Source organism: Candidatus Centipeda massiliensis (assembly GCF_900290285.1).
Lineage (GTDB): Bacteria > Bacillota > Negativicutes > Selenomonadales > Selenomonadaceae > Centipeda > Centipeda massiliensis.
In genome coordinates this window covers 915510-935817 of sequence record NZ_LT985754.1, presented here as the reverse complement: position 1 = coordinate 935817, position 20308 = coordinate 915510, and the positions used below count along the sequence as shown (strand labels likewise).

22 protein-coding genes are annotated in these 20308 nt (G+C 57.9%); all 22 read right to left on the bottom strand.

Features of this window, described 5'->3' with window-relative positions:
- Nucleotides 1-57 precede the first annotated feature (57 nt).
- On the bottom strand, nt 58-708 hold the full coding sequence (locus C8273_RS04640) for a ComF family protein (RefSeq protein ID WP_106626596.1): 651 nt from the start codon (nt 706-708) through the stop codon (nt 58-60).
- 538 nt (nt 709-1246) lie between these two features.
- Nucleotides 1247-2299 (bottom strand): L-threonylcarbamoyladenylate synthase, encoded by a 1053-nt coding sequence (locus C8273_RS04635; RefSeq protein ID WP_106626595.1) that lies wholly within the window; start codon nt 2297-2299, stop codon nt 1247-1249.
- A gap of 11 nt (nt 2300-2310) precedes the next feature.
- The gene (prmC, locus tag C8273_RS04630; RefSeq protein WP_106626594.1) at nt 2311-3189 is read right to left on the bottom strand and encodes a peptide chain release factor N(5)-glutamine methyltransferase; all 879 of its coding nucleotides are present in this window, start codon (nt 3187-3189) and stop codon (nt 2311-2313) included.
- Nucleotides 3189-4253: a peptide chain release factor 1 gene (gene prfA, locus C8273_RS04625; protein ID WP_106626593.1), complete on the bottom strand. Its 1065-nt coding sequence runs from the start codon at nt 4251-4253 to the stop codon at nt 3189-3191. Before prfA ends, prmC begins: the two co-directional genes overlap by 1 nt.
- A complete protein-coding gene (locus C8273_RS04620; protein WP_106626592.1) occupies nt 4247-5161 on the bottom strand; it encodes a DUF1385 domain-containing protein in 915 nt (304 codons plus the stop codon). Before C8273_RS04620 ends, prfA begins: the two co-directional genes overlap by 7 nt.
- Before the next feature lie 190 nt (nt 5162-5351).
- On the bottom strand, nt 5352-5552 hold the full coding sequence (gene rpmE / locus C8273_RS04615) for a 50S ribosomal protein L31 (RefSeq protein WP_006307374.1): 201 nt from the start codon (nt 5550-5552) through the stop codon (nt 5352-5354).
- Nucleotides 5553-5700: 148 nt separating this feature from the next.
- Nucleotides 5701-6984 (bottom strand): NAD(P)/FAD-dependent oxidoreductase, encoded by a 1284-nt coding sequence (locus C8273_RS04610; RefSeq protein ID WP_106626591.1) that lies wholly within the window; start codon nt 6982-6984, stop codon nt 5701-5703.
- A gap of 196 nt (nt 6985-7180) precedes the next feature.
- The gene (locus C8273_RS04605; protein ID WP_106626590.1) at nt 7181-8548 is read right to left on the bottom strand and encodes an MATE family efflux transporter; all 1368 of its coding nucleotides are present in this window, start codon (nt 8546-8548) and stop codon (nt 7181-7183) included.
- Between the two features lie 32 nt (nt 8549-8580).
- A complete protein-coding gene (locus C8273_RS04600; protein WP_106626589.1) occupies nt 8581-9726 on the bottom strand; it encodes an N-acetylmuramoyl-L-alanine amidase in 1146 nt (381 codons plus the stop codon).
- Between the two features lie 84 nt (nt 9727-9810).
- Nucleotides 9811-10410 (bottom strand): MotE family protein, encoded by a 600-nt coding sequence (locus C8273_RS04595; protein WP_106626588.1) that lies wholly within the window; start codon nt 10408-10410, stop codon nt 9811-9813.
- 42 nt (nt 10411-10452) lie between these two features.
- Nucleotides 10453-11052 (bottom strand): lytic transglycosylase domain-containing protein, encoded by a 600-nt coding sequence (locus tag C8273_RS04590; RefSeq protein WP_106626587.1) that lies wholly within the window; start codon nt 11050-11052, stop codon nt 10453-10455.
- A complete protein-coding gene (fliJ, locus tag C8273_RS04585; RefSeq protein WP_106626586.1) occupies nt 11049-11516 on the bottom strand; it encodes a flagellar export protein FliJ in 468 nt (155 codons plus the stop codon). The genes C8273_RS04590 and fliJ overlap by 4 nt, the downstream gene beginning before the upstream one ends.
- The gene (gene fliI, locus C8273_RS04580; protein ID WP_106626585.1) at nt 11513-12919 is read right to left on the bottom strand and encodes a flagellar protein export ATPase FliI; all 1407 of its coding nucleotides are present in this window, start codon (nt 12917-12919) and stop codon (nt 11513-11515) included. The genes fliJ and fliI overlap by 4 nt, the downstream gene beginning before the upstream one ends.
- Nucleotides 12916-13707 carry a FliH/SctL family protein gene (locus C8273_RS04575; protein ID WP_106626584.1) on the bottom strand — a complete coding sequence of 264 codons (792 nt, stop codon included), beginning with the start codon at nt 13705-13707 and terminating at the stop codon, nt 12916-12918. The genes fliI and C8273_RS04575 overlap by 4 nt, the downstream gene beginning before the upstream one ends.
- Nucleotides 13700-14719: a flagellar motor switch protein FliG gene (gene fliG, locus C8273_RS04570; RefSeq protein WP_106626583.1), complete on the bottom strand. Its 1020-nt coding sequence runs from the start codon at nt 14717-14719 to the stop codon at nt 13700-13702. Before fliG ends, C8273_RS04575 begins: the two co-directional genes overlap by 8 nt.
- Nucleotides 14720-14721: 2 nt before the next feature.
- Nucleotides 14722-16302: a flagellar basal-body MS-ring/collar protein FliF gene (gene fliF, locus C8273_RS04565; protein WP_106626582.1), complete on the bottom strand. Its 1581-nt coding sequence runs from the start codon at nt 16300-16302 to the stop codon at nt 14722-14724.
- Between the two features lie 73 nt (nt 16303-16375).
- Nucleotides 16376-16678, bottom strand: a complete 303-nt coding sequence (gene fliE / locus C8273_RS04560) for a flagellar hook-basal body complex protein FliE (RefSeq protein WP_106626581.1) — start codon at nt 16676-16678, stop codon at nt 16376-16378.
- 34 nt (nt 16679-16712) lie between these two features.
- Nucleotides 16713-17168 carry a flagellar basal body rod protein FlgC gene (gene flgC, locus C8273_RS04555; RefSeq protein ID WP_106626580.1) on the bottom strand — a complete coding sequence of 152 codons (456 nt, stop codon included), beginning with the start codon at nt 17166-17168 and terminating at the stop codon, nt 16713-16715.
- Between the two features lie 18 nt (nt 17169-17186).
- Complete coding sequence (gene flgB / locus C8273_RS04550) at nt 17187-17609, bottom strand: flagellar basal body rod protein FlgB (protein ID WP_106626579.1); 423 nt, start codon at nt 17607-17609, stop codon at nt 17187-17189.
- Between the two features lie 168 nt (nt 17610-17777).
- Entirely contained in the window at nt 17778-18629 is an 852-nt protein-coding gene (locus tag C8273_RS04545; RefSeq protein WP_106626578.1) for an Asp23/Gls24 family envelope stress response protein, read from the bottom strand.
- Nucleotides 18630-18665: 36 nt separating this feature from the next.
- Nucleotides 18666-19496 (bottom strand): PHP domain-containing protein, encoded by an 831-nt coding sequence (locus C8273_RS04540; protein WP_106626577.1) that lies wholly within the window; start codon nt 19494-19496, stop codon nt 18666-18668.
- Nucleotides 19497-19510: 14 nt separating this feature from the next.
- Complete coding sequence (locus C8273_RS04535) at nt 19511-20293, bottom strand: TIGR00282 family metallophosphoesterase (RefSeq protein ID WP_106626576.1); 783 nt, start codon at nt 20291-20293, stop codon at nt 19511-19513.
- Between the last annotated feature and the right edge of the window lie 15 nt (nt 20294-20308).

The window sequence follows — 20308 nt, the reverse complement described above, 5'->3', positions numbered from 1 at the left end:
TTATAGGACTTTCCCGTACTTTTTACAAGCACATTGGCAGATGTCCTATGACATACATCACAGATGCTCGCTTGCCAAAACGAACGCATAGATATGATGTGCCCCCGCACACTTCAGTGTGCGCGCGCATGTGCCAAGCGTCGCTCCCGTCGTCATGATGTCGTCCACGAGCAGGATATCCTTCCCCGCAGCATGCGCGCTCTCTGCCATGGCAAAAGCACCGCGGAGTTCCTGCCGCCGCTCTGCGCGCGTACGTGCATAGAGCGGCGCCGTCTCACGCATGCGGACGAGGAGCGGAGCGAGCGTGATATCATGTGCCGCAAGCCATGGCGCAAAGATCTCCTCCACCTGATTGAATCCGCGCGTGCGCAGGCGTTCCGGCGCAAGGGGGACGGCGACGGCAGTCAGGGAATGCGGCAGCTGTGCAAGAGGCGCTTCGCCCGCCGCCAAGATCGTGTGCAGTGCGGGGAGCGCAGACTTCTTCCTTTGATATTTCAGCGCGCGCAGGAGATTGCGAACGCCCTCACGATAATGCGCAAACGCCCAGATACCGTCGAGATCGGACAAGAACTCCTGCGGGCGTGCGAGGGCGTGCACATGAATGAGCCGCCGCTCACACACAGCGCAAAACGTGCCTCTGTCCTCCACATAAGCGGAACAGTTCGGACAGCGCGGGGGAAAGAAAAGGTTGAGCAATGCTGAAAACACACACTTCTCCAATCATTTCCAAAAAATGGTTGCACAATGCCGTTATTTATGATATGATAAATGCAAGAAAAGAGATATCTCTCCTAAAACGTGAATATGATGGAAAGGAGAATGTCTATTGACACATTTCATTCAGCGCGGTGACCATGCCCCCTGATGGGAATGCTTCTTTGAAGAAGATGCGAGGCTGCCAATCGAGCAAACCTCATGATGGCATTGTGTCAGCAAGGAATGGCTGCGGCGCCGTCTGCCCCCAACGTCGGGGTGTGACAATTTCCTCTGTACGATTCGTTTTTCGAAAACCAAGCGCGCAAATTTGGATGATATCAGAGATCTCCAAAACGGTTTCAGCTGAACGTACAATACACGGTCGAGCAGTTCAGAGGTGTTCTGCCCGATGCAAACAACTGAATAAGGAACGTGTTTAAACTTTATGATAATAGCGATCTAACCGGCAGCTTGCTCGAAACAGAGCGGCTGTCGGTTTTTTGCGTTCGCGCGCTCCCAGAACGAGGCATTTACGCAGCGTACGCACGCTTTACACAAAGCAAACAGCCCCGCCGCTTGCCTTGCGCAGGCGATTCATGATCGCACGTCCAAGTCCTTCCTCCCCCGTTCCCTCAGCGAGGAGGGAGGTCACGGGCATATCGTCAAAATGGCGGAGCGCGTCGTAGAGACAGGCAGCAAATGCGCTGTGATTGCCGCGCGCCCCGCAGTGATAGGTGTCGGCTGCATGGATGATGTCGGAGAGTGCCGCAATCGTCTCATTGCTTGCGATGAGTGCAGGCCGCTCCCCCGCCGCCGTACGCCGCAGGATCTCCTCCCCCAGTGCCGCTGCGACATCTGTCCCCGCCCCCACATAGACCGTGAGCGGTACGCGCGGTGCGTAGTGCGTATACTTCATGCCGGGTGCACGCGGCGCTTCGTCCGCCGCTGTGAGCGCCGCATCCATGCGCACCGCGATGTGCGGCAGTTCCGCCGCGATCATCTCGCGTGTGATTGCGCCGGGGCGCAGAATGGTGACAATCCCCTCCTCCGTGCAGTCGACGATTGTGGACTCCACCCCTAGGCGGCAGCTGCCGCCATCGAGGATGAGCGGAATGCGTCCCGCCATATCCGCATGAACCATGGCTGCCGTCGTCGGACTCGGACGCCCCGAGGTATTCGCGGACGGCGCAGCAATCGGAACACCCGCCGTACGAATGAAACGACGCGCAGCAGCGTGATCGGGGCAGCGCACCCCGACGGTCGGCAGCCCTCCCGTCACGATGTCGGGGATATGCGCTGCCTTCGGCAGGATGACGGTGAGGGGTCCGGGCGCAAACGCCGTGAGGAGATGTGCGGCGACGGACGGCACAGCGGCTGCGACGGTGTCCGCCATCGCAAGGTCTGCGATATGAAGGATGAGCGGATTGTCGGAGGGACGCCCCTTCGCCTCATAGATACGGGCGCACGCCGCCGCATCCAGACCGTTTGCACCGAGTCCGTAGACCGTCTCCGTAGGAAATGCAACAAGCGCGCCGCTTCGAATGAAATCCGCGGCACGCTCAAAATCTGCGGGAGCAGTCGGGCGAAGAATCTCCGTATCCATGCTTTCCCTCCTCACTCCGTATACCCCATCACCACGCGCTCAATCCCGCCGAGATCCTTCAGCGTCTCTGTCCGCACAATGCGCGGATGCGCCTCCATCAATGCCGCAACATCGTGCACCTCACCGATTCCGACCTCAACAGCGATCCCGCCGCCAGCCTTCAAGAGCGCGGGTGCCTCCGCTGTCAATCGGCGGTAGATGTCCAGTCCGTCCGTACCGCCGTCGAGCGCAAGGTGCGGCTCATAGCTGCGCACCTCCGGCATCAGCCCCGCAATATCAGCGGACGGAATATAGGGCGGGTTCGAGAGGATCATGTCATAGCTGCGCCCCGCAAGCGGTGTAAGCAGATCACCGACCTGAATCTCAATGCGCTCCAGCAGCCCCAATGCCTCAGCATTCTCCCGCGCAACTGCGGCGGCAGCAGGTGAGATGTCCACGGCATCCGCGCACGTCCCCTCCGTATAGTGAAGGGCAGAGAGTGCAATCGCCCCTGTGCCCGTTCCAACATCGGCAATACGCAGATCGTCCGCCCCGTTTTCCGCGCGTGCACGCAGGAAATCCACCGCACACTGCACGAGCACCTCCGTATCCGGACGCGGAATCAGCGTATCGCGCGTGACGCGGAAGTCGAGTCCCATAAACTCACGCCGCCCGAGCACGTAAGCGAGCGGCATACGTGCCGCCCGCTCCTTCACAGAGACGCGGAACTGCGCGAGCTCTGCCGGCTCAAGTGGCTCGTCAAAATGCACATAGAGATACATCCGATCCTTGCCCAGCACAGCAGAGAGCAGAACCTCTGCATCGAGGCGCGGATTCTCGATGTCATGCTCCCGAAAGAAGTCTGTCGTCCATGTGAGGAGACGTGCAATCGTCCAAACAGCATCCGCCATCAGTTCACCTGTTTCAGCCGTTCCGCCTGATCCGCTGTGATGAGTCCCACAAGAATTTCGTCGAGTTCCCCATCAAGAACGGTGTCGATCTTGTAGAGGGTCAGCCCGATGCGGTGATCGGTCACGCGCCCCTGCGGAAAATTATACGTACGGATGCGCTCGCTGCGGTCGCCCGAGCCGACCTGACTGCGGCGATCGGCGGCAACGGCATCCGCCTGCTCCTGCTGTGCGCGGTCATAGAGCCGTGCGCGCAGCACCTTCATCGCCTTCTCACGGTTCTTGAGCTGGGACTTCTCATCCTGACACTGCACGACAATACCCGTTGGAATATGCGTGATGCGGATCGCCGTCTCCGTACGGTTGACGTACTGTCCGCCCGCCCCCGATGCACAGTAGGTGTCGATGCGCAGATCATTCGGATCGACCGTGACCTCGACCTCCTCCGCCTCGGGGAGTACTGCGACCGTGACCGCCGACGTGTGGATGCGCCCGCCCGACTCCGTGACGGGAATGCGCTGGACGCGGTGCGTGCCGCTTTCGTATTTCAGACGACTGTACGCCCCCGCTCCATTCACAAGAAAGGAAATTTCCTTGAACCCGCCGATCTCCGTTGGATTGCTGCTCAGGATCTCCGTCCGCCAGCCCTGCCGCTCTGCATAGCGCGCATACATCCGAAAGAGGCTCGCGGCAAAGAGTGCCGCCTCCTCGCCGCCCACGCCGCCGCGTATCTCGACGATGACGTTCTTATCGTCGTTCGGGTCGCGCGGCAGGAGAAGAATCGGCAGCTGCTCCGCCAGCTGATCGCGGCGCGCCTCCGCCTCTGCGATCTCCTCGGCGAGCATTTCCTTCATCTCGGCATCCGCCTCGGCGAGCATTTCCTTATCCTCTTCGATGGTCGCGAGCGCCTGTCGATAGGCATCGTACGCCTCGATGATCGGGGTAAGCGCGGCATGCTCGCGCGTATAGCGCTGCCACTTTTCCATATCTGCCATCACAGAGGGATCGCTGAGAAGCGCCTCAAGCTCATGATATTTGTCCGCAACGGCATTCAGTTTGCTTAACACGTTACTTCCTTTCGGTAGTTTCCACTTCCTGCGGGGATGTCCTCGGGCGGCAGTACCGCCTTGAGGCTTTCAATCGCAACCTCGATCATCTCATCGGCAGGCGGGCGCGTCGTCAGATACTGCAGCCACAGCCCCGGTGTGATCAGGATGTGCACGATGCGGTTCTCACTGCGTCCTGCAAAGCGGATGATCTCATAGGAGACACCCGCGACCACGGGCAGGACGGCAAGGCGGGAGAGGATGCGCAGCCAGAGATCCGGCCAGCCGAAGAATACGTGAAAGACGATGGCGACGACCATGACGATCAGTAAAAAATTTGTGCCGCAGCGCGGGTGCAGCCGCGGGAACTTCTGCACGTTCTCCACAGTCAGCGCCTCGCCCGCCTCATAGCAGTGGATTGTCTTGTGCTCCGCGCCGTGGTACTGGAACACGCGGCGGATGCCGCCCATAAAGGAGATGCCCCATATATAGAGGAGGAACACGAGGAGGCGGATGCCGCCCTCGATGAGGTTGAACACAACGGGATCGTCCGTATACGAGGCAGCGAGATGCGCCGCTCCCGTCGGGATGACGATGAAGAGCACACTCGCAAGGACGAGTGCAAAGAGGATCGTCAGCGCGATCTCCTTCTTTGTCATCTGCTCGTCCTCCTCGCCCGCCGCCTGTGCAGAGAACGAGAGGGCACGCATGCCGATGACGAGGGACTCGACCATGATAACAGAGCCGCGAATCAGCGGCAGGTTGAGGACTGGATAGCGGTCACGGACCGACGTGACGGGATGCGTCTCCACTTCGATTTCCCCGTTTGGGAGGCGCACGGCGGTCGCGGTCTTATTCGCGTCGCGCATCATGACCCCCTCGATGACCGCCTGCCCGCCGACCGCAAGGTCAGTAATTTTCTTTGGCATAGGATTTCCTTTGCTCTATGATACTGTTGCGAAAAATGAATCTATCCTGTGGATGCGTGAGGCACACGCCTGAAATCTTCCATGACATTTTTCGTAGAAAAAAGAGGCTATTGCACGATCTCTCGTACAATAGCCTCTCCCTGTTGTCGTGCGGCGAAGAGGCAAGGCGCAGTGCGCCTCACCTATGCTGCTATTTCCGCGCGTAACGCTTCTGGAACTTCTCGATGCGTCCGCCCGCCTGAACGTCGCGCTGACGCCCCGTGAAGAAGGGATGGCACTTCGAGCAGACGTCGATGCGCAGATCCTTCTTCGTCGAGCCGGTCGTGAACGTATTGCCGCAGCCGCACGTCACCGTCGCCTCGAAGAACTCGGGATGAATGCCCTCTTTCATGTAAATACACCTCGTTTCTTTTGCCGGATACAAGCGCGCTTGTGCACACTTGGTTGAACTCGGCTGTCTCGCCGAGAACGAGTCATAAACAAACGCCCTGCGTTCATTACCGCGCAAGTATAGCACAAATCTGCGCAGGGTGCAAGTGTTACTCCAATTTGCTGTGGATGATGCGCGCGAGACGCGTGCCAAAGAAGAAGTTCCAGATCCACTTGACGGAAACCGTAAAGTCTGCGTATTTTCCCGCAAGGCGGACGAGATGGACAAGCATCCACGCGAACCATGCAAAGAAGCCGCTCGCCTTGAGGTTGAATCCAAGCACGGGCATGGGCCCGTTCATGACCGCCTCGCCCTTTCCGATGGTCGCCATCGCCCCGAGATCCTTGTAGACGAATTTGCCGAGCTGGTCGGGGGTCTTGCCCGCGATCAGCGCCATGATATTCTCCTTGACCTGCATGGCTTCCTGTGTCGCCACAGGTGCAACCGTCGGGAGCGGGCGCTCCGTCCCATGCTGGAAGTTCGCGCAGTCACCGATGGCAAAGACGCGGTCGCTGCCCTTCACCAGCAGATTCTCCTCGACGATAATGCGCCCTGCGCGATCGACCTCTCCGCCGCAGTCCTTGATGAAGTCCTGCGCGCGTACCCCCGCCGCCCAGATCACCGTCTTGGTTGGAATGACCTCTCCATTATTGAGCTTGAGGTCATTTCCGTCATACTCCGTAACCGCCGTATTGAGCCGCACATCGACACCGCGTTTGCGCAGTACGTCAATGGTATGCTGCTGCAGATCGGGCGGTACCATCGGCAGCACAGAGCCCATCGCCTCAAGGAGGGTCACGTGGACTTCGCTGAAGTCGAGCGTGTGGAACTCCTTCTTGAAGATGTCGATCAGCTCCATCAGCGCGCCCGCCATTTCAATGCCCGTTGCACCGCCGCCGACGATGACAAAGTTGAGATGACGCTGACGCGCCTCGCGCTGATCGGGGCCGGATTTACGTGCGGCACGCTCGAACTCATGAATGAGATGACCACGCAGCGCGATTGCCTCCTGCAGCGTCTTCATCGCATAGGAGTTGCGCGCAACGCTCTCGTTGCCGAAGAAATTCGTCGTTGCGCCAGCCGCAAGCACGAGGTAATCGTAGGAGATCTCACCGTGCTTCGTGATCAGCACGCGCCGATCCTGATCGACACCAAGCGCCTTCGACATAAAGAAGTTGACATTGTTGTTATTCTTGAAGAACTGGCGTGTGGGGTAGGCGATCTCCGACGCAGAGAGTACAGCCGTACTCACCTGATAGAGCAGCGGTTGGAACAGATGATAATTATGCCGATCCACAAGCGTGACGCGCACGTTTTCCTTGGCAAGTTCCTTGGCGAGACGCACGCCCCCGAATCCGGCTCCGACGATGACCACATGCTTCTGATCCGCCATAATGACCCCACTCCTTATTCTTATAGTGAAAAAAATCACATAGTCTGGCTATCTTTCTCTTTTGAGAAAAAATTGTATGGGAACATTTCCCCTCATGGGGTACATCATACCACGTTCTACAGAAAATTCAATAGGATTTTTCGCATAGAACATCCAAATATAATACGGGTCATAAAATATTCATAGGAGAAAACTATCACGAACTCAGCGCACGCTTTGCACGCCGCATGCGCTCTTCAATGATGCGCAGACGGATCATAAGCAGCACGGCTCCGACGAGGATACCACCGTTCAGCCCAGCCCAATAGCCGTATGGTCCAAGCTCCGTCCAAGCAGCGAGCGCGCAGCCCGCCGGCAGGCCGAGCCCCCAGAACGAGAGGACGGCAAGCCAAAACGTGACGGTGACATCCTTGTAGCCGCGCAGCGCCCCCTGCAGAGGGGCATTGACGCAGTCGCAGAACTGCATGACGAGCGCGTAGAGGAGGAAGACGCGCAGAAGCTCCTGTACCTCAGGATTCGTCGTGTAGAGTGCCGCAACAGAGTCGCGCATCGCCGCAAGTACGAGAGCGATCACGCCGACGAAGACGAGGGTCAGCACACGGCTGAGACGGATGTAGGCGCGCGCCCCATTTTCACGTCTGCCGCCGACCTCGAAGCCGACCAATATGGTGACTGCCATGGAGACGGAAAGGGGCATCATATAGACGATTGTCGTGAAGTTCATCGCCGCCTGGTGCGCAGCAACCACGGTCGTCCCGTACGCCGCCATGAGGAGTCCCACGGCACCGAAGATGCTCTGCTCGCAGAAGACAGTCAGCCCGATGGGCACACAGATGGCGAGCATTTTCCACCAGTCACGCGGGATCGGCCGCGGCGGACGCGCAAAGACATGATAGCGTGCGAACTGTTTCATTCGCAGGACTACGATGCTGTTCAGCACGAGAAACACACCGTAGCTCAATGCTGCCCCCAGCCCCGCGCCCGGTCCGCCAAGCGGTTGGATCCCACATGCGCCGTACATAAAGATATAGTTGAGAACGATGTTGATCGGGATCGTTGTCATCGTGATATACATGGTGAGACGCGTCCGTCCGTGCGCATCAATGAAGTTGCGCAGAACAATCGCAGGTGCAACGGGGATGAGACCGAGCGCAATATAGGAGAGGTACTCCATTGTAATTCGCTCGACCACAGGCTCAAGTGCAAGGGCACGCACGAGATGCGGAACGGTAAGCACACCGACGAGGAGCATGAACGCGGCAAGAAGCGTCGCCCAGTAGAAACTCTGCTGAACGACGCTCCGAATCTCCCGTGTGCGGCGCGCACCATAATGCTGGGCGATGATGGGCGTCAGCCCAGAAACGAGCCCCATAAAAGCCCCAAACACAGGAAAGAAGATGCTCGCCCCGACGGCGATGCCCGCGAGATCCTCCTTGCTGATATGCCCCGCCATAACCGTATTGAAAAAGCCCGGCGCCATAAGCGATATCTGTGTGACAAGGATCGGGAGGAGAACGATAATAAACTGGCGCACACGCGCCGGATAGCCGTGAACCTCCTGCAAATTCTCCCTCCTTCCCTAAGGAATCACTGATATCATCCGAAATAATCTGCAATCCCGTCCGCAATGCCCTGTGCTATCTTCTTGATGCCCTCCTCGCTGTTCATCATCTTCTCCTCATCCGGATTCGAGATAAAGGAGATCTCCACGAGGATCGCGGGCATATCCGTATGCTTCACCACGTAGAAATTACTCGTCTGGGTACCGCGGTCGAGCGTCCCGATGGCGTCGATGAGCGCCGTGCGCACGCAGTCGGCAAGAAGCTTCGACTGCTTTGACCCCTGTGTATAGTAGTACGCCGTTGTGCCCTTTACCTCACGGTTCGTGAAGGCATCCGCATGAATCGAGAGGAAGATGTCCGCATGCGCACGATTTGCAACCTCGCAGCGTGCTTCGAGTTCCTCGACCGAGGTGGCATTCGCCCCCTTCGTGGAAACCTCCGTATCCCCCGTACGCGTCAGAATGACGGTCGCGCCCTCCGCCTCAAGAAGTCGCTTGAGTTCGCGGCTGACGCGCAGGGTTATGGACTTCTCCATAATCCCCGTCGGACCGATGGCACCTGAGTCGCTGCCGCCGTGGCCGGGATCAATGGCGATTGTGCGCCCTTTCAATCCCGTGATCGCCGAGAGATCGCGGTCGAGCTGACCCCGATCACGTGCCGGCTCCTCCTCATCCACATCGACCGCGGGCGGCTGCACAGGCACAGGCTTTTCCACCGTCTGCGACGGCTGCACCTTTCTTCCACTGTCGGGTGCCGCGCCAAAATCCATGACGATGCGCGGCTTGTCCCCACTGAGCGCAAAGAGTTTCCATCCGCCCTTCCCCACCGTTGTCTCCACAACAATGCGTACGGTCGCAGCATCAAACTGAGCGACGCGTATGCGCGAGACAAGGGGCGAATCCACGCTGATATCCTTCTTGGTCTCCGGCGTAATCCATGCGTTCTGCACGTCCAGAACAATGCGGGTCGGATTCGCGAGCACGCTCTGCTTGTAGGAAACAGGCTGCTCAGAGTCCACGACAATGCGGACATTTCCATCCGTTTTTCCAATGCGTACCCCTGTGATCTTCGTGAGCTCCTTGGCGTGGTCACTGAACGCCGCCTCCGCAGGGCGCAGCGCGAAGAGGACTCCAAGCATGCTGACCAGGAATACCGTGAGCAATAAATATATACGGCGCAAGAGTCTGCCCTCCCAACAAAAACCTGCGAAGTATGCTTTTCAGCTGCTTCGCAGGTTCTCTCCATCCGATATTGCAATTCCCCGTTACTGTGCCGGCACAGCGTCCTCCGACAAATCCATGCCCGGCACCGCAGCATTTGTCGCCTTGCGTGCCTTCGCCGCTTTGCGCGGTACCCCCTCATAGATGATCTGCGTGATCTCAGCCGCACGCGACGGATCAAACGATGTGATGACCTTCGCGGCATTGCCCTCGTCCATGCGCTGAAGAATGGCAATACAGAGATCGATGTCCAGCGTCTCCATGACCTTTGCCGCGTCCGCAGGCTTCATGTCGTTGTAGAGACGCGCGAGCTTTGTGACGCGCTTCTTCTCCGCAGCCTCGCGTTCCTTTTGCTGCTTCTCGATCTCCTCTTTTGTGATCTTCACGCTCTCAGATCCCTTTTTCGGTGCCGCCGCTGCTGCTGCACTCGCAGGCTGAGAGGCTGTCTCGGTCGACGATGCCGTATGTTCCGCGTCCGCAGGGGGAACAAAATACGAGCCAACAAGGGGGAGTTCGTGCAGTCCGTACTCCTCGTTGAGTGCCTTCGTATCAAAGAGGCGGAGATAAACACCAAGTGCAAAGCCTCCCGCGATCAATACGAGAAGCAAGATCAGCCCAACTACGATCTTCAATATCTTCCGCATGGAATCCCCTTCCCTCTTCCCCAGATTACATCAGTAAACCGCTCAGCGGTAAATATCCAGAACTCTGTTCACGTAGTCCTGTGTCTCTGCGTATGGCGGAACACCGCCATACGCCTTGACGGCGTTTGGACCCGCATTGTAGGCGGCAACGGCCTTCTTGACATCGCCGCCAAAGGTGTCGAGCATCTCACGCAGATACTTCGCACCGCCCTCGACGTTGCCCTCAAGATTGTAGGGGTTGACCCCAAGACCGGCTGCCGTCTCCGGCATAAGCTGCATCACGCCGACGGCACCTGCAGGCGAGACTGCATTCTGGTTGCCGCCGGACTCCACCTCCGCCACCGCAGAAACGAGTCTAGGATCCACCGCATACTTGGCGGCAGCGGAGTGAATGGTGCGTGCCAGTGCAGGATTCGCATAGTTTTCCGCCTCCACGCCCGCCGCTTGCTTTACTGCAGCACTCTGCTGCACGCGCTGTGCGGCATGTGCCTTATCTGCGGCAGATGTGGCGTTCTTATCGATCTCCTGCTGCAGCCGTGCGGCAAAGTCCATGCCCGGCAGCTGCTGATTTGAGAGGGAGAACTGTCCCTCGATCTCCGCAATGCGCGCCTGTATCTCTCTGACGCCGGATAGATCCATCATACCGCATCCTCCAATTCCCTATTGCGCATGGTCAGCTGCAGGCCGATCTCATCGAGCATTTTCTGCTCCTCCTGCAAGACCGCCGCCTTGTATTCCTCTAGGCGTTTTTCCCTTAATTTTTCAATGCTTTTGAGCGCACTCATCTGCTCCATCAGGATCTTGAGCCGCTTCTGCCGCTCCCCATTGGCCTCCAGAATAACGCGCTGCTGATCCTCGATCTGCTGACGCTTCCATCCGAAGAATCGATTGAAGCTCATCAGCGTTCCGATCTTGATCCGTGTCCCCTCCTTGGACAGATTTTCGTAGTCCATCTGCCCACGGTGCATTTCCTCAAGCAGCTGGCGCTGATATCTGCGCGCCTCCTCAAGACGACGCACGGCTTCGGCGAAGGCAACCTCCGCCTCCTCCTTTTTCATGCGCGTCACCTTGAGCAGGGTTTCCAGCTGAAAACGGAATTTTTTCATGATGCCGCCTCAGTGACCACAGTCTCCTCCGCCGCAGAATCTGCGGCAGGGGCAGCCTTGCCCACGGCTGTAAGCAGCCGCTGCTCCGTCTCCTCATAGGAAGTCACTTCGTAAATATCCTGACGGAGGAATTCATTGATCCCCTCGATCTTTTGGATTGCAGCGTCGATCTTCGGACTCGATCCCTTGACATACGCGCCGATGTGGATAAGATCCTCCGCCTCGGCATAGACTGCCATCAGCTGCCGCATCTCCTGCGCCGCCTCAAGATGACTCTTATCGACGACCTCGTACATGACGCGGCTGACGCTGCCAAGCACATCAATCGCCGGAAAGTGGTTCTGCGCCGCGATCCTTCGTGAAAGCACGATGTGTCCGTCAAGAATGGAGCGCACAGCATCGGCAATCGGTTCATTCATATCATCGCCGTCCACGAGGACGGTGTAGATGCCGGTAATTGAGCCCTTCTCACTCGTGCCCGCACGTTCGAGAAGGCGCGGCAGCATCGCAAAGACAGACGGCGTATAGCCGCGCGTCGCGGGCGGTTCACCGATGGTGAGTCCCACCTCGCGCTGTGCCATGGCAAAGCGCGTCACCGAGTCCATCATGAGGACGACCTTACGCCCCTGGTCCCGGAAATACTCGGCAATCGCCGTGCCTGTCATCGCGCCCTTGATACGCACGAGTGCAGGCTGATCCGAGGTTGCAACGACGACGACGGAACGCTTGAGCCCCTCCTCACCGAGATCGCGTTCGATAAAGTCGCGCACCTCGCGGCCACGCTCACCGACAAGCGTAATGACGCTGACATCCGCCTCGGTATTGCGCGCCACCATGGAGAGCAGCGTCGATTTGCCAACGCCCGACCCCGCCATGATGCCAATGCGCTGACCATCGCCGAGCGTGATCAGACCGTCGATGGCACGTACGCCGACGTAGAGATTGTCGTGGATACGCGGCCGCGTGAGCGGCGGCGGCGGCGGTGCCTGCAGCGGATACTCCTCCTTGGCGAGAATGGGTCCCTTGCCGTCGATCGGGTTCCCAAGACCATCGAGCACGCGGCCGAGCAGTTCGGGTCCCACCTTGACGCGCAGCCGGCGTCCCGTTGCAACGACCTCACAGCCCGGTCCAATGCCCTGCATCTCACCGACGGGCATGAGCAGCACGCTGCCCTCACGAAAGCCGACGACCTCAGCAGGGATCGGGGGCATTCCCACAAAATGAGAGCTCACGTAGCAGAGTTCCCCCACCGTGACAGTCGGTCCCTGCGACTCAATGACGAGTCCGATGATCTGTGAAACCTTACCTGTCAGCTTCATCGGAGAGGAGCTGCGCAGAACATCCTGGAATTTTTGGATATCTATGGAAAATGGGGGATTCCCCCCCGTTTCACTCGTATTCATAGCATAACTTCCCGCACCGCTTTTTTCAGCTGCTCGATCTGCGTCTGAAGGCGGGCATCCACGCTCCCATTCGGTGTTTCTACGAGACAGTCGCCCGGCTTCAATCCCTCATCGGAGGTGATTGTCAGATTCGAATCCCCAGACGTGAGCAATCCGCGCAGCTCGTCACGTGCCATCAGCACAAAGTCATAGCTGTCCGGCGGAACGTGCACGAGGATCTCCTTCTGATCCTTGACGCGCAGAATGGCATCGCGCACAACGGGCAGTACCATCTGCGGCACGTCGATGAAATGTTGGGGCAGAATGCGTTCCACCGCCGTCATGGCAATGGAAACAATGTCCTGCTCCGCATGAATCACATAGTCACGCATGGCATCGCGCGCATCGCGGAGGGTTTTTTCCGCCTGTGCGTTGGTCTTGCGAATCAGCTCTGCAAGCTCCTCCCGCACAGCGGCTTCCCCCGCCTCGCGGCCTGCGGCAAAGCCTTCCTCGTGCCCTTTGGCGCGCGCGTCCTCACGATCCTGTTCGATCTGTGTTTGAGCCTCACTCAGAAGACGGTCGTGTTCCTCCTGGGCTTCCCCACGGAGGACGGCGACCTGTATCTCCGCCTCTTTGACACGCTCGTCCATCGCCTGTTCACGCTCTGCAATGCGTGCCAAGAGGTTCTGAACGGCCTCCTCGCTGAGTCCTTCCTCCTCACCGTCCTCACGGGGCGGCGGCGGAGGGGGGGGGACATCGATGAGATGCGGATTCTCTTCCCAGACGGCTGCCTTGATAACCCTAGACAATCATCTCGTCTCCCTTGCCACGCGAAATCACAATCTCGCCCTTGTCCTCGAGGACGCGGATGACACCGACAACCTTCTGCTGTGCCTCCTCCACGTCGCGAATCTTGACCGGTCCCATGAACTCGATCTCCTCACGCAGCATATCTGCCGCACGTGTCGACATGTTCTTGAATACCTTTTCGGCGACCTCCTGCGGCGTCGCCTTGAGTGCAAGCGAAAGATCCTTCGTCTCGACCTGCCGCAGGACGAGCTGCAACGAGCGGTCGTCGATCTGCACGATGTCCTCGAAGACGAACATGAGCTTTTTGATCTCCTCGGCAAGCTCCGGATTGTCGACCTCGAGGGTCTCGACAATCGCCTTCTCCGTCGTGCGGTCGACGCGGTTGAGCACCTCGACAATCGCCTTGATGCCGCCCGCTGTTGTAAAGTCCTGTGTCACCATCGAGGACAGCTTTCTCTCCAGCACGCGCTCGACTTCGCGAATGAAGTCCGGCGACGTGCGATCCATCATCGCAACGCGCTTCGTGACCTCGACCTGCGCCTCCGGCGGCAGCGATCCGAGAACGATTGCCGCCTGATCCGGCTCAAGGTACGCCATGATGAGCGCAATGGTCTGCGGATGCTCGTTCTGTATAAAGTTAAGCAGCTGTGCAGGATCGGTCTTGCGCAGGAAGTCGAACGGACGCACCTGCAGACTCGTCGTGAGACGGTTGATGATCTCGAGTGCCTTGTCGGGACCGAGCGCCTTCTCCAGAACGTTCTGCGCATACTGCAGACCGCCCGAGGAGATATAGTCCTGTGCCATGCACATGGAGTAGAACTCGGAGATGACCTCCGCCTTGAGGGCGGAGGAAACCTGTTTCTGATTCGCGATCTCGAGGGTCAGATGCTCGATCTCATCGTCGTCCATGTGCTGAAACAGCTTTGCCGAGTACTCGGGACCAATCGCAATGAAGAGGATTGCAGCTTTCTGCTGATTTGTCAGATCACCGCTGCCATACATATCCGGCATACTTACTCCTCCTCCGAAAGCCACGTCTTAACGAGAAGCGCCACTTCTTCGGGCTTCGTATCAATGAGCGCAAGGAGTGCCTGCTTCTGATTCAGCTGCTGCTGCTCCTCCTCGGAGAGATCTTCTTCTTCGACCTCGCCTGCCGCAATCGCAGATGCGCGCTCCTCTGCAATACGCTCCTCTTCGAGACGCTTCGCCTCTTCGGCTGCCTCGCGCTCCAGACGCTTCTTGCGACGATACATGAGGATGCCGCCGACAATGAGCGCAATGACGAGCAGTGCAAGCCCGACCTGCGTGTAGAAGATACGATCCTGACGATCCTTCTCCGCCTGTTCCTCTGCCGCACGGCGCTCTGCAGCTTCCGTGCTGAACGGCAGGGGTTCCACGGAGATCGTATCGCCGCGCTGCGGATTGATGCCGGCAGCGCTGCTCACCGTGCGCAGGATGCTCTCCTGCTGCGGCTGTGTCACATCATCGTTGACCAGAACGGCAACCGTCAGGCGACGGATTGAGCCCGGTGAGGCGATGACGTGCTGACGCTCCTCGTTGATCTCATAGTTCTTTGTGGATTCTTTTTTCTCGTATTCGGCGTTCGCATTCGACTCCTGCTCCACATAGCCGGGAACGTTGCTCTGGACGCCCGCAGGACCGCCGGGATTCGTCGAACTGCCGACATAGCTCTCGGAGATGTCCTGCTGACTGCGGATGATGCCCGCATCATCCACCACCGGCGTGAAGGTCTGACGATCCGTCAGACGGTCATCGAAGTCCAGCTCCACGCTGACGCGTGCAAAGGCACGCCCATCACCAAGGGTCTGGTCGAGCAGGGACTGTACCTTCTTCTCGATGCTGTCCTGCACCTTGCGCGTCATATCCAGCTGCGTAAGGGTCTTGACGCCGATGGAGTTCTCATCCTGATCGTCGGGATCGTTCATGATCTTGCCCGTGTCGTCGACGATCGTAATGTTCTCGGGCGTCAGTCCCTTGACACTGTGTGCCACGAGGTTGACAATCCCCTTGATCTCCTTCTTCGTCAGCTCCGCATGGGGTTTGAGGCGCAGCATGATGGAAGCCGTTGCAGGCTTCTCTTCTTTTTTATAGAGGCTGTCCTCGGGGAGTACAATGTGAACACGCGCCTTCTCGACCGCTTCGAGCTGCTCGATCGTACGTGTCAGTTCTCCCTGCATCGCCTGGAGATAGTTCACACGGTTCTGGAACTCTGTGACGCCAAGCTTGCTGTCATCAAAGATCTCGAACCCCTTGTTGCCGCGCGGCAATCCCTGCGTCGCAAGGTTCAGGCGTGCCTCATGGACGTTCGTCGTCGGTACAAGAATGGTTGTACCCGTCTTGCTTTCCTGTACCTCATAGGCGATTTTCGATTCACGCAGCTGATTGGCAACCTCGCCTGCATCCTTGGTCTCCATATTGGTAAACAGCGGTACCATATCGGGTTTGCTGCCATACCAGAAGCTGAGTCCGAAGATGAGAACGAGAATTGCGAGCGCCGAACCGAGCATAATGTAGCGCTGTCGCTTGTCGAAGCGTTCCCACACGGCAAGTCCGCGCTCTTTCCACTCTCCCATAATCTCTTTCCCTTCAAGTCATCACGGTTATGCGTCGCCCCCTCATGGGGCACACGAAAACGGCAGGCAATGCTTACACCTGCATCCGCATGATTTCCTGATAGGCAGCCACGGCGCGATTGCGCAGCTGCAGTGTCAGCTGAAGTGCGATCTCTGCCTTCTGTCCGGCCACAACGACCTGAGAGACATCCGAAACCTCGCCCGCCGCGAGCAGCTTGGTCTGCTCGTCCGCGTTCAGCTGCAGCTGATTTACCTCCGCGAGTGCATCCTTCAGATAGGTGCCAAAGTTCTTGGGCGGTTCTTTCTCGATGGTTTCCCCGAGATGGCTCGTTGCGCGCATCGTTACGGGGGTCATTTGCAGTGCTTGTACTTCCATATACATTGATCTCCCTTAAAATGTACGCAAGAAATCAGTTCCCGCCACCGATGCGGAGTGCCGCCGTCACCATTGACTTTGCCGCATTGATGGTCGTCGTATTCGCCTCGTAGCCGCGGGATGCTGAGATCATATCCACCATCTCCGAAACGATGTTGACGTTGGGGCGCTCGACATAGCCCTCCGCATTTGCGTCCGGGTGCCCCGGCTCATAGACCAATGGTCCCTGCGAACGATCTGCCTGAATGGATACGGCACGCACCCCATCCCCGGGGCGCATGCGGTTCGATGCACGCGCGAGAAAGGACTCGAACCCGATGCCCGTGCCCTTCTCGCGCGGCTGAAAGACGACGTAGCGCCGATGATAGGCACCGCCGCCCTGTGCGCGCGTCGTGTTGGCATTCGCAATATTGTTGGAGATCACGTCCATGCGCAGCCGTTCCGCCGTAAGCCCGGAAGCCGCTGCATCAATTCCCAAAAACATTCCCATATCGTGTCCTCCCGCTCATTAGCCACTCTGTCCGCTGGTGATGACAGACTTCAGCTTGCTGATGTGTCCGCCCACCGCCGTCGCCAGTGCGCTGTAATAAAGCTGATTCTTTGCAACCTCCGCCATCTCCACGTCGATATCAACGTTGTTCCGGTCAAGGCGCATATTCGTCCTCTCGTCCTGCTCGATCACGCCGCGTGCCTTCCCACGGAACGCGACGGGAAAATGTCGGTCGTGCGTGCGCACAACCTTCATCAGAGGATCATTCCCCAACCCGAGTTCCTGTTTCAGCAAATCCTCAAAGCGGACATGACTCCGCTTGAAGTTCGGTGTGTTCACGTTGGCAATGTTGTTGCTGAGTACCTCATGCCGGAGGGAGGCCGCCGCGAGTGCACGGCTGCCGATATCAAGCGTTGTGGTATTGACCAGCTGCTCAAGCATGAAACGTCACAATCCTTTCCCCGTATTTTTTGAGCACAGGAAAAACTGCACACAAAACAGATATATATTTAGTTCTACATCCCTAAAAAAAATCCTTTTCATTCTAACATTTTTTCCATAAAAAGTGAAGAATGGTTTTGGGCAGCCTATCTAAAATAGTTCACGAGCCTACGCGCGTTCGGCAATCGCCTTGTCGACATGCAGGCTCTTGACGAGAATGTCAATTTCTTGCACAACCATTCCCGTCATGTGTTCAATCGCCGTCTGAAGTCGGCTGCGCAGCTCCGCCATCGCCTCAGTAATCACGTGTCCATAGGCAAAGACAATCTCGATGGTCACCATGATCCCGAGGTCGTCATCGCCGTTGACGATATGCTTGACGTGGGTCGTGCCCACGCGGTATACCTCCTCCAGTTTTTCTGCAACGATATGCACGATGCTTTTGATCACCGAGTCGTCGATGACAAGTTTTCCATAATAGCTGAATACGGGTCGCACGATGGAGCGTTCCCCAAGGCGCCGCCGCTTCGATGAGGAGGTCTTGAAAAAACTCTTGATGGGATCGATCAGATAGCCTGAAAAGTGGGGTTTCAGTTCGATGGTCGGCACAGGAATGATGTGCTCACCGCGCCGCAGCCGATGATACTGTGCGAGTTCCATATCCTTCTTCGAGGCAATGTCCTCAATGCGGATGATCTTGCTCACGGGGCCGATCTTTAGTGCCTTTGCGATCTTCTGTACCATGTTTTCCGAAGTGCCGAGGATAAGGATGCGGCGCGGCTGCGACTCTGCAATCGCCCGACGCACATCGGAGGCATGCCCAGGCAGCACAAAGATGGCACGGCGTACCGCCATGATTCGATTCTTCTCCTTCTTGGCTGAGGAGCCGCCGATCACCTTTCCATCCTTGATTAAGATACCATCGTCAATGATGGCGTCCGCACCGTTTTTCTGCGCCACCCAAAGAGCGCGGTGACTTTTGCCGGTTCCGCTCGGACCGACAAGGGCGATAACGTCCATCGTGTCCCTCCTCTTCTGTGTTCATCGACCAATTACTCACCTGGAATGCGGTGGGCGGTAGAAATTTTCCGCATAGATATTTTCAATCGTAAACTTCCCGATGGCGTCCGGCTCACGTCCGGCAAACCCCCGATAGTCCGAGCCTCCCGAGACGAGAAGCCCCGCCTTCTGCGCAACGTCCAGATAATGCTGCGTATCCTGACGATCGTACGTCGGGTAAAACGCCTCAATCCCCTCAATGCCCTGCGCAATCAGACGTGCAATGCGCTTTTCATCTCCAAGTGCCTTGGGATTCGCGAGGACGGGGATGCCGCCGGCTCCCTTGATGAGCTGAATCAGCTCCTCACTGCTCAGCTGAAAATGCGGTACATAGGCGGGACAGCCACGCTTTAGGAGCTGCTCGAAGCAGGCGCGGGTCGAATCAAAGTAGCCCTTCCTGACCATCACACGCGCCACGTGGGAACGCCCGACCGCCTTGCAGAACCTCTCGTCTGTGAGCACCTCCGTCTCGCCGATCTCATAGCCGAGTCCCCGAAGGCGCTCTACAATCTCGGTGAATCGCACCCAGCGCGCCTCACTGATCTCTTCAAGCTTTTCCTGCAGTCCCGCATCATATAGATCAATGTTATAGCCCAGAATATGGATTTCATGCTGCTCATCGCCCGCACTGAAACCGACCCCGGGGATAATGCGGAGCGTGCTTGAGGCGTAGTGCCCGCTTTCGTAGAGTGCCGTAACGCCCTCCACCGTATCGTGATCGGTAATGGCGATGTAGCGAAGTCCCGCCGCCTTTGCCGCCTCCACAATCTCCTCCGGGGTATCCTTTCCGTCGGAAAAGGTTGTATGAATATGCAAATCGCTTGGCATAGCACTCTCCTCGATTAGACTTCTTCGCGCAGCAAAACGCGTTCCATCGTTGCCGTGCGCCGTCCATCCGGATCAATGTCCACAATTACGGCGGCATAGTCCGCCGCCCCCTCCGCCATCTCAAAGCGGACGGGCATTCCCGTGCGGAACTTCCGGATCACAATCTCCGTACACACGCCCAGAATGGAGTCGTGCGGACCTACCATGCCGAGATCCGTAATGTACGCCGTACCGCCGGGCAGAATCTGCGCGTCTGCAGTCTGTACGTGCGTATGCGTACCGACGACGATATCGGCACGACCATCCAGATAGTGCCCCATGGCGAGCTTCTCCGAGGTTGTCTCCGCATGGAAATCCAGCACAATGATATCCGCCTGTCCCTCGATTTCCGCAAGCATTTCATCTGCCTTTTGAAAGGGGCAGTCGAGTGCCGGCATGAAGGAGCGTCCCGAGAGATTGAGTACGGCAATGTTCGCCGCCTTGAACGGAAAGATGCAGTATCCCCTCCCCGGCGTCCCCTCCGGATAGTTCGCGGGACGCACGAGAAATGGCTCATCGTCAATAAAGGCAAAGACATCCTTCTTGTCCCAGACATGATTGCCCGAGGTCACGATGTCGGCACCGCCCTCATAGAGTTCGTCGAGTGCCTTGCGCGTGAACCCCTTTCCACCGGCAGCATTCTCGCCGTTGACGATGACAACGTCGATCTTGCGCTCTGCCCGCAGACGCGGGGTCATCGTGCGAAAGGCACGGCGTCCCGCACGTCCGACAACGTCACCGACCAACATGATGCGCACGGCACTTCCTCCTCA